At 60.8% G+C, this 15118-nt stretch carries 17 protein-coding genes; all 17 read right to left on the bottom strand.

The features are described from left to right. Window positions 1-5 precede the first annotated feature (5 nt). Window positions 6-851 carry a tryptophan synthase subunit alpha gene (trpA, locus tag KB449_RS11035; RefSeq protein ID WP_282908419.1) on the bottom strand — a complete coding sequence of 282 codons (846 nt, stop codon included), beginning with the start codon at window positions 849-851 and terminating at the stop codon, window positions 6-8. Further along, window positions 848-2050, bottom strand: coding sequence for a tryptophan synthase subunit beta (gene trpB / locus KB449_RS11030; protein ID WP_282908418.1), 1203 nt, complete (start codon window positions 2048-2050; stop codon window positions 848-850). The genes trpA and trpB overlap by 4 nt, the downstream gene beginning before the upstream one ends. Next, window positions 2047-2805 carry a phosphoribosylanthranilate isomerase gene (locus tag KB449_RS11025; protein WP_434082500.1) on the bottom strand — a complete coding sequence of 253 codons (759 nt, stop codon included), beginning with the start codon at window positions 2803-2805 and terminating at the stop codon, window positions 2047-2049. Before KB449_RS11025 ends, trpB begins: the two co-directional genes overlap by 4 nt. Then, a complete protein-coding gene (gene trpC / locus KB449_RS11020) occupies window positions 2802-3614 on the bottom strand; it encodes an indole-3-glycerol phosphate synthase TrpC (RefSeq protein ID WP_282908417.1) in 813 nt (270 codons plus the stop codon). Before trpC ends, KB449_RS11025 begins: the two co-directional genes overlap by 4 nt. Next, the gene (trpD, locus tag KB449_RS11015; RefSeq protein ID WP_282908416.1) at window positions 3604-4653 is read right to left on the bottom strand and encodes an anthranilate phosphoribosyltransferase; all 1050 of its coding nucleotides are present in this window, start codon (window positions 4651-4653) and stop codon (window positions 3604-3606) included. The genes trpC and trpD overlap by 11 nt, the downstream gene beginning before the upstream one ends. A gap of 35 nt (window positions 4654-4688) precedes the next feature. Next, complete coding sequence (trpE, locus tag KB449_RS11010; protein ID WP_282908415.1) at window positions 4689-6272, bottom strand: anthranilate synthase component I; 1584 nt, start codon at window positions 6270-6272, stop codon at window positions 4689-4691. A gap of 339 nt (window positions 6273-6611) precedes the next feature. Beyond that, window positions 6612-6983 (bottom strand): chorismate mutase, encoded by a 372-nt coding sequence (aroH, locus tag KB449_RS11005; protein ID WP_282908414.1) that lies wholly within the window; start codon window positions 6981-6983, stop codon window positions 6612-6614. Between the two features lie 5 nt (window positions 6984-6988). Beyond that, window positions 6989-8101, bottom strand: coding sequence for a 3-dehydroquinate synthase (aroB, locus tag KB449_RS11000; RefSeq protein ID WP_282908413.1), 1113 nt, complete (start codon window positions 8099-8101; stop codon window positions 6989-6991). Window position 8102: 1 nt separating this feature from the next. Next, window positions 8103-9278 (bottom strand): chorismate synthase, encoded by a 1176-nt coding sequence (gene aroC / locus KB449_RS10995; protein ID WP_282908412.1) that lies wholly within the window; start codon window positions 9276-9278, stop codon window positions 8103-8105. Between the two features lie 134 nt (window positions 9279-9412). Continuing rightward, window positions 9413-9604, bottom strand: coding sequence for a hypothetical protein (locus KB449_RS10990; protein WP_282908411.1), 192 nt, complete (start codon window positions 9602-9604; stop codon window positions 9413-9415). Between the two features lie 53 nt (window positions 9605-9657). Then, window positions 9658-10464 (bottom strand): CheR family methyltransferase, encoded by an 807-nt coding sequence (locus KB449_RS10985; RefSeq protein ID WP_282908410.1) that lies wholly within the window; start codon window positions 10462-10464, stop codon window positions 9658-9660. Window positions 10465-10503: 39 nt separating this feature from the next. Beyond that, the gene (ndk, locus tag KB449_RS10980; RefSeq protein WP_282908409.1) at window positions 10504-10947 is read right to left on the bottom strand and encodes a nucleoside-diphosphate kinase; all 444 of its coding nucleotides are present in this window, start codon (window positions 10945-10947) and stop codon (window positions 10504-10506) included. Window positions 10948-11047: 100 nt separating this feature from the next. Further along, window positions 11048-12022, bottom strand: coding sequence for a polyprenyl synthetase family protein (locus tag KB449_RS10975; RefSeq protein WP_282908408.1), 975 nt, complete (start codon window positions 12020-12022; stop codon window positions 11048-11050). Window positions 12023-12037: 15 nt separating this feature from the next. Beyond that, entirely contained in the window at window positions 12038-12919 is an 882-nt protein-coding gene (locus KB449_RS10970; RefSeq protein WP_282908407.1) for a menaquinone biosynthetic enzyme MqnA/MqnD family protein, read from the bottom strand. Continuing rightward, entirely contained in the window at window positions 12909-13532 is a 624-nt protein-coding gene (locus KB449_RS10965) for a UbiX family flavin prenyltransferase (protein ID WP_282908406.1), read from the bottom strand. The genes KB449_RS10970 and KB449_RS10965 overlap by 11 nt, the downstream gene beginning before the upstream one ends. Continuing rightward, window positions 13526-14401, bottom strand: coding sequence for a UbiA-like polyprenyltransferase (locus KB449_RS10960; RefSeq protein ID WP_282908405.1), 876 nt, complete (start codon window positions 14399-14401; stop codon window positions 13526-13528). The genes KB449_RS10965 and KB449_RS10960 overlap by 7 nt, the downstream gene beginning before the upstream one ends. Continuing rightward, window positions 14398-15117: a demethylmenaquinone methyltransferase gene (locus KB449_RS10955; protein ID WP_434082552.1), complete on the bottom strand. Its 720-nt coding sequence runs from the start codon at window positions 15115-15117 to the stop codon at window positions 14398-14400. Before KB449_RS10955 ends, KB449_RS10960 begins: the two co-directional genes overlap by 4 nt. Window position 15118: the final 1 nt, after the last annotated feature.

Raw genomic sequence — 15118 nt, 5'->3', positions numbered from 1 at the left:
CCCGGCTAGACTTCTCCTGCCTTGCGCGGCTTCAAATCGGCGATGAACGCCTGAACCTCGGCAAGTCCCGCCTTCGTCAGGCCGGCATCGCCGAGCGCTTCCGGCGGCAGCGAGGCTTCGACCTGACGCACGATCGCGCTCCCGACGATGACGCCGTCGGCGACGCCTGCGAACCGCTCCGCCTGCTCGCGCGAGGAGATGCCGAAGCCGACGCAGATCGGCACGCCGGACGCGCGGCGGACCGTCGCCAGAAAACGGTCGATGTCCGCATGGAAATCGGACCGCACGCCCGTTACGCCGAGCGATGATACGCAGTATACGAATCCCTTCGCCTTGGAAGCGATCCGTTCGACGCGCGCATCGGATGTCGGCGCGACGAGCGGGATGAGGTGGACGCCAGTCCGTTCCGCAATGCCACGCACCTCTGCGTCCTCTTCGAGCGGCAGGTCGGGGATGATGACGCCGCTAAAGCCGTGCTCCTGGAGCAGGGCGAAAAAACGCTCGAGTCCGAGCTGAAGAGCCGGGTTGAAGTACGTAAACAGAATGAACGGCATCCGTACGCCCGCCGCGCGCGCCTTGGAGGCGACGCCGATGCAGTCGGTCAGCGAGATCCGATGGCGGAGCGCCCGCTCGGAGGCGCGCTGGATAACGGGTCCGTCGGCCAGCGGGTCGGAATAGGGCACACCGAGCTCGATCATATGGGCGCCCGCCGCTTCTGCGGCGACGATCAGCTTGACCGAAGTTTCGAGATCGGGATCGCCCATCGTCAGAAACGGAATGAGCGCCGTTTCTCCCTTTGCTGCCAGCTCCGCGAATACGGTATCGATAGCGTTCGCCGTGGTCGTGCTCATGGCAGATCCCCTCCCAAATATCCGATGATCGACTCGACGTCTTTATCCCCGCGTCCGGACAGATTGATGACGATGATCTGGTCCTTAGGCAGCGTCGGCGCCAGCTTCAGCGTATGCGCCACGGCATGCGCCGATTCGAGCGCCGGGATGATGCCTTCCTTGCGGGACAGCAGCTGGAGCGCGTCGAGCGCCTCCGCATCCGTGATCGGCACGTATTCGGCGCGTTTGATATCCTTCAGGTACGCATGCTCCGGCCCGATGCCCGGGTAGTCGAGCCCCGCGGAGATCGAATGCGCCTCTTGGACCTGCCCGCCTTCGTCCTGGAGCACATAGCTCATCGATCCTTGGAACACGCCGGGCGTGCCCTTGGTCATCGTCGCCGCATGCTTATCCGTATCGACGCCGCGTCCGGCAGCCTCGACGCCGATCAGGCGCACGGACGTATCCTCCACGAACGGATGGAAGATGCCCATCGCATTGCTGCCGCCACCGACAGCCGCAACGATGACGTCGGGCAATCTGCCCTCGGACTCGAGAATCTGATCCTTCGTCTCGAGGCCGATGACGCGCTGGAAATCCCGGACCATCATCGGGTAAGGATGCGGCCCCGTGACCGATCCGAGAATATAATAGGTGTCGTCGACATGGCTGACCCAATAGCGCAGCGTCTCGTTGCAGGCATCCTTCAGCGTGCGGGTGCCCGAAGTAACGGGCACGACCTCGGCGCCGAGCAGCTTCATCCGGAAAACGTTCAGCGCCTGGCGCTTCGTGTCCTCCTCGCCCATGAACACCTTGCATTCGAGGCCGAGCAGCGCGGCGACCGTCGCGGAAGCGACGCCATGCTGGCCTGCGCCAGTCTCCGCGATAATCTTCTTTTTCCCCATCCGCTTCGCCAGCACCGCCTGCCCGATCGTATTGTTGATCTTGTGGGCGCCGGTGTGGTTCAGATCCTCGCGCTTCAGGTAAATCTTCGCGCCACCGAGATGCTCGGTAAGGCGCTCCGCATAATACAGCGGCGTCGGGCGTCCCGAATACTGCTTGAGCAAATATCGGACTTCCGCCAAAAAGTCGGGGTCGTCCTTGTAACGGTTGTAAGCTTCCTCCAGCTCGTACAGTGCGTTCATCAGCGTCTCCGGGACGTATCGCCCTCCAAAGCTGCCGAATCTGCCGTAAGTATCCGGCACTTGTGTCGTCGTCATGATTGCTGCTTCACCCTTTCCGCGAATGCCGCGATTTTAGTCGTGTCCTTGACGCCGTTCGTCTCGACGCCGCTTGAAATATCTACGCCGTCCGGCCTGTAGGCCGACAGCAATTGTTCTACGTTATCGGGATCCAGGCCGCCTGCAACGAATAAACGAATGCCTGCAGCTTGCGCTGCCCGTTCGTAGGCCGGAATAACCTCCCACGGAAAAGCCCTTCCCGTGCCGCCGCCGGCCGTATCGATCAATACGGCGGATACGGTCCCGGCGTATACCGCCAGCCGCGCGGGTCCGCGTTCTGTCGTCCCGCCTTCGGCCCCAAATGCGCCGGACGCTTCGTCTTCGCCGTCCGCTGACAGTGCGCGCCATACTTCTACATTAAAGCGACGGCCGACCTCGCGGCAAAATTCCGGCGTCTCCCCTTTGCCGTGCAGCTGCACGACATCGAGCGGCGCGGCGGCTAGCGCGGCTTCGAGGGTCTCCAGCGACGGGTCGACGAACACGCCGACCGCAAGCGGCGGCCGGCCTCCGGCCATCCTGGATTCGCGCGATGCGCGGATCAGCTCGCCCGCAAGCTCCGGCGTCACATAGCGCCGGCTTTTCGGCGCGAAGATGAAGCCGATGTAATCGACGGGCAGGCCGTCCATCGATTGCAGCGTCTCGGCTTGCATGATGCCGCAGATTTTCACCGCCGGTCTCGCATTCGACGGAGCCGTTCGATGTGCGGACCGTTCCGTCTCGCCGGCGCCGCTCATCCTGCCGCTCCCGTCTTAACGATGGGACCGAGCAGGCCTTCGATGGCGGCGCCAACGTCCGGCTGCCGCATGAAGTGCTCGCCGACGAGCACCGCTTGCGCGCCTGCCTTGCCGACAAAAGCGATATCTTCCGGCGAGGCGATCGCGCTCTCGCTGACGGCGGTGACGCCCTGCGGCATAAGCGCGATGAGCTGCTGCGTAACCGACAGATCGGTTTCGAACGTATGCAGGTTGCGGTTGTTAACGCCGATGAGCGTAGCCAGTCCCACTTCGAGCACCGTCTCAAGCTCGGGACGGTTGTGAACCTCGACAAGCACGTCCAGCCCGATGTCCCGCGCCAGCCGATGGTAGGCGTCCAGCTGTCGCTTGTCCAAAATGGCCGCGATGAGCAGGATCGCGTCGGCGCCGATGAGGCGCGCTTCGTAAATTTGACGTTCGTCGATCGTAAAGTCCTTGCGCAGCAGCGGGACGTTCACGCCCTCGCGGACGCCGCGCAAATAATCGTTGCTGCCTTGAAAATATTGAACGTCCGTCAGTACCGAGATGCAATCCGTGCCGGCCGCTTCATAGGCTTTGGCGAGCTGGACCGGATGAAAATCCGGCCGGATCAGCCCTTTGGACGGGCTCGCCTTCTTCACTTCCGCGATCAAGCCGACCAGCCGCTGCCGACGACCTTCCCGTAGCGCCGCCTCGAAGCCCAGGCAAGCGGGAAGGCTCGCGATCTCGCGCTCGGCGGCGCCCAAATTCATGGACGCCTTCAGCGCCTCCGCTTCTTCTTTTTTCGTCGCTACGATTCGATCAAGAAACATGTCCGAGTTCCTCCGTCCGCTTGATCCACTCCGCCAGCTTTGCGGCTGCTTCGCCCGAGTCGATCGTCTCCGCGGCGCGCTTGACGCCGGCCGCGAGGCTGTCCGCCCGTCCGGCTACATAAATGCAGGCGCCGGCATTGGCCAGAACGACGTCGCGATAGGCGCCGCGCTCGCCGGCCAGAATGCGGCGCACGATGTCGGCGTTCTCGGTCGCGTCCCCGCCGATCAGTTCTCCGAGCGGCAGCGTCGCAAGTCCCAGGTCTTCCGGCGTTATGTCGTAAGTCGTGACGACGCCGTCCTTCAGCTCCGACACTTGCGTCGGCGCCGACAAGCTGATCTCGTCGAGTCCGTCGTGGCTGCCGACGACCATCGCGCGCTTTAGCCCGAGCCGGCCGAGAACGGCAGCGACCACGTCGGTCTTGGTTCTGTCGTACAAGCCCATCAGCTGACGATCCGCGCCGGCCGGATTCGCGAGCGGCCCGAGCATATTGAAGATCGTGCGGACGCCGATCTCCCGGCGGGGGCCGGCAGCATGCTTCAGCGCCGGGTGGTACAGCTGAGCGAACATGAACGTAATGCCCGTATCGCGAAGGCACGCCGCGGCTTGCTCGGCCGAGAGCTGAATATTCACCCCTAGCGCCTCGAGCACGTCCGCGCTGCCTGCTTTGCCGCTCATCGCGCGGTTGCCGTGCTTCGCGACTCGCGCGCCCGCCGCCGCGGCGACGATCGCCGACGAGGTGGAAATGTTGAATTTATGAATGCCCGAGCCGCCCGTGCCGCAAGTATCCAGCAGATCCTCGTGAGGGGTCGCTACTTTACTACCATAGTCGCGCAGCGCCTCCGCGAAGCCGGTAATTTCTTCTATGGACTCGCCCTTGAGCCGAAGCGCGACCATCGCCGCGCCGATCTGGGCGGGGGTCGCTTCGCCCCGCATGATAAGGCTCATGACGCCGTGCGCTTCTTCCTTAAGCAGATCGTGACCGGCCATCAGCTTCGACATCGCTTGCGGCATCGTAATATTCGCATCAATTACCGTCATTGTCAGACCCTCCCGAGCTTCAAGTATGGTGCCGATCAATCGTAGTCCAGATTCGTGCTGCGGTCGCCCGCCATGACGATCAGTCTGCCTTGCTTCGGCTTGGCCGCAGGAGGGAACATCGCTTCCGCGGCGCGGATCGCCTTCAGGCAGCCTTTGGCTTTGTTGACCGTCTCCTCGTATTCGCTCTCGGGTACGGAATCCCAAACGATGCCGGCGCCGGCTTGCACGTATGCCTTGCCGCCCTTGAACACGATCGTGCGGATCGTAATGCACGTATCCATGTTGCCGGAGAAGCCGAAGTAGCCGATCGCACCCGCATACGCGCCGCGCGCTTCCCGCTCGAGCTCGGAGATGATCTCCATCGCCCGCAGCTTCGGCGCCCCGGACACGGTGCCTGCCGGCAGGCAGGATAAAAACGCGTCGAAAAACGTTTTGTCCGGCGCGAGCTTGCCCGTCACGTTGGACACGATGTGCATGACATGCGAGTACCGCTCGATTTCCATATACGAGTCGCAGCGCACCGAACCGAATTCGGAAACGCGCCCCAGGTCGTTGCGGCCCAAATCGACCAGCATCACATGCTCCGCGCGTTCCTTCTCGTCCGCAAGCAGCTCCTTGGCGAGCGCTGCGTCCTCCTCCGGCGTGCGACCGCGCGGGCGCGTGCCTGCGATCGGCCGGGTCTCGACGCGGTCGCCGTCGACCTTGACGAGCAGTTCGGGCGAGGCGCCCACGATCACTTCGTCGCCAAGCTTCAGCATGTACATGTACGGCGACGGGTTCATCGTCCGCAGCATCCGGTATACTTGAAGCGGATCGACCTCGGTCTCGATGTGAAAACGCTGAGAGAGGACGACCTGGAAAATGTCGCCTGCCCTGATATATTCCTTGGCCTCGTTCACGTTGGCGATGAACTGCGCTTTGGTCAGGTTCGAACGGACGTCCCCGAGATGGGGATCGACGGGCGGCGTACCTACCGCAGGAGCCGATGGCGGCAACGGCTGACGCATGCGCGAGATCGTATCGTCCATGCTTGCGGCAACCTTATCGTATTCGCGTTCGATCTCTTCTTCTGTTGCGCCGTCCGTCACATGCACGTTGCCGATAACGAGTACTTGCTGCTTGAAGTGGTCGAAAACGACGATGCGGTCGCAGAACATGAAGTGCATGTCGTCCATGCCCAGATCGTCCTCGCGATGCGGGGGCAGCCGACGCTCGTAGTATTGCAGCAGGTCGTATCCGAAAAATCCGATCGCGCCGCCCGTAAACGGCGGAAGCTCGGGCAGCGCGGGACTGCGATAGCCCCGGAGTCGCTCGCGCAGGAGCTTCAGCGGATCCGTCGTCTCGAAAGTTTCCTCGCGTCCTCCCTGCTCGATCGTCACCTTGCTTTTTTTCAGCCGCAGCACCATGAATGGATCCGTGCCGATAAACGAATACCTCGCCCACTTGATACCGCCCTCCACGCTCTCGAGCAAAAAGGCGCGGCCCCCCTGGCCGAGCTGCTGGAAGACGCGAATCGGCGTCTCCGTATCCGCCATCAACCTTCTGACGACGGGAATCACATTGTAGGCGGCGGACAGCCGAATGACCTCCTGAAGCTCTTTCCCGCGCTGCTGTTCCATCTTATTTATCTCCCCTCTCCGGGCCCACAACCGGTGCGGGCCCGCCGATTCGCCGGATCTGATGCCGACGATTGAAGCACGAGCCTCGAAAACGCAAAAATCACCTCTGCGATTGCAGAGGTGACATCATAGATAAGGGATATGTAGACATGCAACAGCCGGTCCAACGACCTGGTCCGCTTGCCGCCTATGCCGACTTCGCGCTCCGCATGGAAACGCAATCGACCGCTCCGCTCATCTTCTCTCTGCTCGTCTCACCCGCGCGTAAGTCATCGTCCCTCCGGCCGACGGTTCTGCGCCAAGTAATGTGTCTACTATAGCATCGCCGGAGGTCGGGCGTCAACGGGCGGACGACAGATCCGGCCGAAGCTTGACCGCTTCGCCGAGATAGACGTGGCGAATCTCGGCCTGCGTCGCGTCCGTATTCACGTGCACCATCAGCCGAATGCAGCGCTCGAGTCCGCCTTTGACGGGAATCTCCACGGAGCACATCAGCGGCACGAGTTCCCAGCCGGCCATTCTGCGAATCGCGCTCGCGGGGAATGTCGCGTCCAAATCCGGCGTGACTGTGATGAACACGCTGCAGATATCCTCGGGACGCGTCCCGTTTTCTTCTACGATCGCGTCAAGCAGCTCGATCGTCGCTTCCAATATAGGCGTCGCTTCATTGGCGTCCACCGTAATGGCGCCTCTTATGCCTCTCATGCTCATGCGCTTCAAGCCTCCTCTGTCAACCCTTCGACGATCTCTCTTACCCATGCCGCGCTCACGTCGCGCCTGATCTCGACGCTGCCGATCGAGGTCGGCACGACGAACACCATGCTGCCTTCGCTGAACTTCTTGTCGTGCTGCATCGCCTTCATAATCTCGTCCGTATCGAGATGCGCCGGAATGCGAACGGGCAAGCCGAATTTACGGAAAATCGCTTCCGTGCGGCTCGCGATCTCGTCGCCGTAGCCGAACCGCGCGGCGAGCCTGGCCGAGCCGACCATTCCGATCGCGATCGCTTCGCCGTGCAGCAGCTCCCCGTACCCGGCCGCCGCCTCGAGCGCATGCCCGATCGTATGGCCGAGATTGAGTATGGCGCGCAGATCGTTCTCCCGCTCATCCCTGGAGACGACGATCGACTTGACCTTGCAGCCTTCGTACAGCGCGTAGCCGAGCGCATCGGGGTCAAGCGCAAGCAGCCGCTCCGCGTTTTCCTCGCACCAATCGACGAATACGGCGTCCCAGATCAAGCCGTGCTTGATCACCTCGGACAGGCCCGAACGCACCTCTCGCAGAGGCAGGCTGACTAGCGCGTCCAGATCGTACAGCACCGCCTCGGGCTGGTGGAAGGCGCCGATGATGTTTTTGGCGAGGCTGTGGTTGACCGCCGTCTTGCCGCCGACGCTGCTGTCGTGCGCCAGTATCGTCGTCGGCATCTGCACGAAGCGGACGCCGCGCATGTAGACCGCCGCAAGGAAGCCGGCCAGGTCGCCTACGACGCCGCCGCCAAGCGCGATGACCGTCGATTTACGGTCGAGGCCGCCCGTGAGCGCATCGGCGACGAGCGCGTCAAGCTGCGCAAGCGACTTGGAAGACTCGCCAGACGGCACGACGGACAAGCTCACTCGGTAACCTGCGTTTTGCAGCGAATCCTTGATCGTGTCCGCGTACAAGCCATGGACGGAAGCATCGGTGACGAGCAGCAGCGGCGAACCGGCCGGCAGACCCAGTCGCTTGAAGTATTCGCCGGAATTTGTGTGAAGACCCCGGCCGATGTAAATCGGATACGAACGCTCGCCAAGCTCGACCGTAAGTTCCCGGATTTCTCCTGTGGCAGCCATTTTAATAGGCCCTCGTCTGCTTCATATAATTCTCGTAATTCGCACGGATCTCTTCCATCGAGTCCCCGCCGAACTTTTCAAGAAACGCCTTGGCGACTTCCCAGACGACCACATTCTCCATCACGACGCTCGCGGCCGGTACGGCGCAGGCATCCGACCGCTCGACCTGCGCGGTAAAAGGCTCGCGGGTGTCGATGTCGACGCTCTTCAGCGGCTTGTACAGCGTAGGAATCGGCTTCATGACCCCCCGCACGACAATCGGCTCGCCGTTCGTCATGCCGCCCTCGAAGCCGCCGAGACGATTGCTCGCCCGGTGATAGCCCTTCTCTTCGGTGTACAAAATCTCGTCATGAACTTGCGATCCGGGCCGATCGGCGGCCTCGAAGCCGATGCCGATCTCGACGCCTTTGAAGGCATTGATCGATACGACCGCTTGGGCGATGCGGCCGTCGAGCTTGCGGTCCCATTGCACATGGCTGCCGAGACCGATCGGGAGGCCCGTCACGATGCATTCGACGACGCCGCCGATGGAGTCGCCGTCGGCCTTGGTCTTGTCGATCAGCTCGATCATCCGCTGCTCCGTCTCGGCATCGATAACGCGCACGGAAGACGCTTCGGTACGCTCGACAAGCTCGTCCACGCCGATATCCGCCGGCAGCGGAGGCGCCTTGATCCCGCCGATCGAGACGACGTGTCCGGCGACGCGAATGCCGAATTCGGCGAGCAGCTGTCTGGCGACGGCGCCTACGGCCACTCTCGCAGCGGTCTCGCGCGCGCTCGAGCGCTCCAATATGTTGCGAAGATCCTTCTGTTCGTACTTGATGCCCCCGTTCAGATCGGCATGGCCCGGACGCGGACGATGTACGCGCCGCTTGGCTTCGTCTCCGCCTTCGATCGGCTCGACGTTCATGACCGAAGTCCAGTGCTTCCAGTCGTTGTTGGCGACGATAAGGGCAACCGGCGCGCCGGTCGTACGGCCATGGCGTACGCCGCCTACGATCTGCGCCGTATCCTGTTCGATCTGCATACGACGGCCGCGGCCGTGTCCCTTCTGTCTGCGCTGAAGCTGGAAGTTGAGCGCCTCAAAATCCAGCTCCAGGTTGCTCGGCAAACCTTCGATAATTGCGGTAAGCTGCGGGCCGTGCGTCTCGCCCGCGGTTAAGTAGCGTAGTGTCAAGTGAGTTCCTCCCTGAGTCTTGCGGCAACCTCGAATACTTTTGTTTATTATAGTACAGCGTTAAAGCTTTTGACAAGAAAAGAGCCCGCCCATACGGACGGACCGAATAATCGGCGCGGCGCCTTCGCCGCGCTTCAGTCGCGAGAGCCGGCCATACCTCGCCCGCCTTCTCCTGAGCGGACTTTGTCCTTCGAAGCAAGACGAACCTGTACCGCTTCCGGCACCAGACCGAGGAGCGACGGATGCTCGAGCCCCAGTATTTGCGCACATTCCTGCGCCGTCACGAGTCCGCTCCGATAAGCTTCGATCGCTTTGCGCTTGTCCATGACACCCTCCGCTGCCTCAAAGTTGCTCCTAGTATCGCGCAGCGGAGCCAGCTTCATACGATGCGGCGATAGAAAAAAGTATCGGCCGTCTCCAGCCCGTACTGTCCGGGCGAGAAAATCTGCTCGGTACTGCCGACGAAAAGGATGCCGCCGGGCTTAAGCGCCTTGGCGAACTTTTCGTACAACTGCTGCTTCGCCTCTTCGGTGAAATAAATCATGACATTGCGGCAGACGATCAAGTCGAAGCCGTCCTGGAACGAATCGAACAACAAGTTCTGCTTCTGAAACCGAACGGCATGCTTAAGCCGGTCGTCCACCTGAAAGGCGTCGCCGCCTCCTTTAAGATAAGCTTCCGCCATGTCCTTCGGCACCTCGCGGATCGAACGCTCGGGATAAACGCCGTTTTTGGCTTTGGCGAGCACGCCATCGTCGATGTCGGTCGCAAGCAGCGTCGCTTGTCCGAGAGCGCCTAACCGATCGAGAATCATCGCGATCGTATAAGGCTCTTCGCCCGTCGAGCAAGCGGCGCTCCAAACTTTAAGTCTAGGGTTCCGCTTGATCATGTCGGGCAAGAATCGCTCCATCAGCATGCTCCACCGGTTCGGATTGCGCCAGAACTCGGAAACGTTGATCGTCATGCGGTCCAAAAATTCGTTGCGGAGGCGCGGCTCGTCCATAATCGCTTTAAAGTAGGACGAAAAATCGGAAAAACCGTTTTTGACGCGCAGCGTCGTCAGCCGTCTGCGCATCTGCGTTTCTTTGTATTGCGAAAGGTCGATCGATGTCGCCTTGCGGACGTTCGCGATAAAATTGGCGAAATCCTCGTCCTCCGTCATAGCCCGCGCTGAATTTTCGCTCATGCCCATGCTCCCCGTCGGTTCGTAACGCTTGCTGCGTGCTCAGATCCAAACTTGAATGACTTTTTCGTAGTCCAGAAGCTCGTCCTCGGCAAAAAAGATGCCGATCTCGCGAAGCGCGTTGTCGTGGGAGTCCGAGCCGTGAATCAAATTGTAATTCGTATGTATCGCGTAATCTCCGCGAATCGTGCCGGGCGCCGCCTCGATACCGCTCGTCTTGCCAATCAGTTGCCGAGCGGCGGCAACAGCCTCGTCGCCCTCCCATACCATGGCGAATACGGGACCGGAAGTAATGAACGTGATGAGACGGTCGTAAAAGACTTTGCCCTTATGTTCCGCATAATGCCGTTCGGCCAGTTCGGGCGTTACCTGCATCAGCTTGGCGGCGATCAGCTTCAGTCCCTTGCGCTCGAAGCGTCCGACGATCTCTCCGATCAGCCCTCGTTCGACGCCGTCAGGCTTTACCATGAGATACGTGCGTTCCATCATTCAACCTCCTATATTACGAAAGGCCTGTCCGGCGCATCCGCGGCATTTCCATCATTTTACCACAGGCATTTCCATCATTTTACCACAATCATGTCCATTAATAGCTTCTTTGCGCAACAAATCTCGCAATATCGGCCAAATTTTTGCGCGCTGGAATGGAGGGCAAGCCTTCAAGCAGCTTGAGCGCCTTTGCCATATAACGCTCGGCGAGCGTCTCGGCCTGCCGGATGCCCGTGCTGCCCCGTACGAGCTTGACCGCGGCGCTGGAGTCCGCCGTCCCGCCCGCCGCCTGAATGCGGGCGATCTCGCCAAGCAGCTTGTCCCTAAGCGCCGGCTCCTGCAAAGCGTAAAGCACGGGCAGCGTAATATTGCCCTGTCTCAGGTCGCTGCCCGGCGGCTTGCCGATCGCCTTTTCCGTGCCGCACAAATCGAGCAGGTCGTCCGTGATCTGAAAAAGCATGCCGACGTTGTAGCCGTACCGGTACAAAATGTCGCATTGTTTTTTGGGCGCGCCTGCCGCCATCGCGCCCAACTGGCAGCTGATGGCGATGAGCAGCGCCGTCTTGCGGCGGATGCGCAGCAAGTAGTTGCGGACGCTCTGCTCCGTATTGAAAAAATCGCGAATCTGCTCCATTTCTCCGATGCACATCTGTACGATCGCCCCGGACAGGATCTGATGAATGCGCGGATGCGCAAGCTCCGTCGCGATGACGAGCGACTTGCCGTGCAAATAATCGCCTGTGAACATCGCGATACGGTTATCCCACTTGGCCTTGACCGTCGGCTGTCCGCGACGGGTGTCGGCGTCGTCGATCACGTCGTCGTGCACAAGCGATGCCATATGGATGAGCTCGAGCGGCACGGCGACGCGCTTGAGCTGGTCGAGCGAATATTGGCCAAACTTGCCCGACAGCAGCACAAACACCGGACGCAGGCGCTTGCCGCCCGCCTTGAGCAGGTGAAGCGCCGATTCGTTCAGGAGCGGCAGGTCGCTGGCGACGCTGCCCGCCAATGCGTCCTCGATCGCCTGCAGATCGGATTTGAGTGAAGTGTAAAGCTGCATCAACTTCATATAGTCACCTTCGGTTCATTGTGGTGGGGCCGCTGGCGTCGCGACCGGTCCGGCCAAGCTCCATTCCTCGATCGCGACATCCTTTTCCAGATAACCGAGCTCGCGCGCATATTTGAAGAACAAGGACAAGCCTTCGCGCTGTCCTGAACCGAAATCATGGTTCAAGCCTTCAAAATAGCCTTTCCAATAGGCCTCGGTCCCGCCGACGGTGCGCAGCGCATGATCGATCACCGGCCGCATGTCGCCGTATGAGCGTCGCTTGGAATCGACCAGCGCTTCGTAGATTTCTGCGATGTCCGCAGACATCGCGGCGGCGGCCTCCCGTCTGACCGCCCAGACGGCGAAGGTCATCCACATGCCCGTAAACCGGTACCAGCTTTCCGACAAATCGATGACTTCATAGCCGTGATGGTGCCAGGAAGCTCGGATGGCATGGTCGCCGATCAACAGCGCCGCATCCGCATGCGTCAACATCGAGTCGAGGTCCGGCTCGGCCGATTCGTAGACCGGTTGACCGCCATGAAACTTTTCCATTAAAATTTTCAGCAAATTCACCGAGGTGGCCGACGTGGTCGTCATGGCGATCCGGCCGCCGTCCAGTACGGTCTCGAGCGGCGACTTCAGGAACAGCAGAATCGACTGTACGGGACCTCTGGCGCTTACCGACAGATTCGGAAGCAGCACGTAGTCTTCGCTGTTAAGTCCGTAAGCGAACGAGGAGATGGCCGCCATGTCGATCGCGCCTTCGCGCAGCCGCCGGTTAAGCTCTGCAGGCATCGCGCGCACCAGCCGAGGCGCGCACCGGAGCAGCTCCGGTTCGAAATGATGGAATACCGGCCATACGTTCGTATAGTCGATTCTGCCGATCCGGATCGGCTCCGTCCGGTCATGATTCATTGCTCTCGCCCCATCTGCTGTATAAATGATGATCCAGACCCATGACGTCCATAATCTTGCCGGTCATGAACCTGACGACGTCTTCCAGCGACTGCGGCCCCTGGTAAAATGCGGGCATCGCCGGAATAATGCGCACGCCGATCCGCGCGAGCTTCAGCATGTTTTCCAAATGCACGGCGTTCAGTGGCGTCTCCCGCGGTACCAGCAGCAGCGGACGCCCCTCCTTCATCGCGACGTCTGCCGCCCGCGTCATCAGATTGTCCGAGCTGCCGTGGGCGATGGCCGAGAGCGTCCCCATCGAGCATGGGACCACGACCATCCCTTCGCATCTGAAGGAGCCGCTTGCGATCGCGGCGCCGATGTCGCCAGGCGGGTAGTAGACCAGCTCGCCGCCCTCGATGCCGCCGAAGGCTTCCGATACGGCATCGGCGCGCCTCGTCGCATTCCAGCCGAGCTCCTCTTTGAGCACGCGCCATCCCGCTTCGGAGATCACCAGATGTACGTCGATGCCGGCCTTGAGCAGCTCCCTGCACAAGCTGATGCCATATACCGCGCCGCTCGCTCCGGTAATGCCGACCGCCCAACGACGAGGACGCTCCGCCTGCCTTACCATGCGCGCACCAATACGAGATCAATGAACGTAAAGACAAACAATACGGTGCTAAGCACGCCGTTCATCGTAAAGAAGGCGGCGTTCAGCTTGCTCAAATCGTTCGGCTTCACAAGCTGGTGCTCATAATAGAGCAGCACGGCCGCCACGATCGTGCCGGCCAGATACCACCAGCTAAGGTCGGTCATCGCGAGCAGCAAAATAAAGCCGGCGAGCGTGACGACGTGCATGACTCTTGCGGTCGTTAACGCCGTGGCGATGCCGAAGCGCGCCGGGTACGAATATAAGCCTTCCTTGCGGTCAAAGTCGACATCCTGACAGGCGTATATGATATCGAAGCCGGTCGACCATAACGCGACTGCGGCGAACAGCACGACCGCCGGCCAGGTGATCGTACCGGTAACGGCGACCCACCCGCCCAGCGGAGCGAGCCCGAGCGTAAGTCCCAGTACAAGATGGCAAGCCCAGGTAAAACGTTTGGTGTAGGAATAGATGACCGTCATGAATACAGCAATCGGCATCAGCTTGAGCGCCAGCGGGTTCAGCTGCGAAGCCGCCCAAAACAGGAGCGCGAACGATATGACGACGAACAGCACCGCTTCGGAGGACTTCAGGAGGCCCGCCGGAATCGCTCTTCCGGCCGTTCGCGGGTTGCGAGCGTCGATGGCCTTGTCGATGATGCGGTTCAAGCTCATTGCGGCCGTCCGCGCGCCGATCATCGCAAGCAGAATCCAGCCGCATTGCGCCCAGGAGGGCAGCTCGCGGTTGACGGTGACGGATCCGAGGATCGTTCCGACATAAGCGAACGGCAGGGCAAAAATCGTATGTTCGAACTTTATCATTTCAAGAAAAATCTTCAACTTCCGAATCATGCCCGTTCATTCCCTTTCTTCCCCATATGCAACGCCGCGACGCCGCCGGCCAGCGGATACGCGCGCACTTCCTGCAAGCCCGCTTCCCGGAACATCTCGGCAAGCCTCGGCAGGTCGGGAAAATCGGCCAACGACTCGGGCAGCCAGCGATACTGGTCGTACTTGCGCGCCACGAGCTTGCCGAGCAGGGGCATCAGCTTCTTGAAATAAAAATAATAAATCGCTTTGAACGGCTGCCAGCCCGGTTTGGACATCTCCAGACAAACGACCTGCCCGCCGGGCTTGACGACGCGATGCATCTCGGAGAGCACCTTGGCGTAGTCGGGCACGTTGCGCAGACCGAAGCCGATCGTGACGTAATCGAAGGTACCGTCGGCGAACGGAAGCTCCATCGCATTGCCTTGCACGAGCTCGATCTGCTTGTCCAATCCCTTTTGCTTGACCTTTTCCCGGCCGACAGCCAGCATGCCGGCGCTAAAATCGAGCCCCACGGTCCTTCCCGTGCCGCTCGCTTCGGCTAACGCGATGGTCCAATCGCATGTACCGCAGCATAGATCGAGCGATGTCTCGCCTCTTTTAACGTTCATCTTGCGCATGGTGAACTTCCGCCACGCCTTGTGGCGGCGGAAGCTGATAATGTCGTTCATCATATCGTACTTCGGCGCAATGCTCTCGAAGACGGAATGAACGTGATTCTGCTTGGACTTCGCATCCATT

The organism is Cohnella hashimotonis (assembly GCF_030014955.1).
Classification (GTDB): domain Bacteria; phylum Bacillota; class Bacilli; order Paenibacillales; family Paenibacillaceae; genus Cohnella; species Cohnella hashimotonis.
This window is presented reverse-complemented; position numbering and strand designations above follow the sequence as displayed.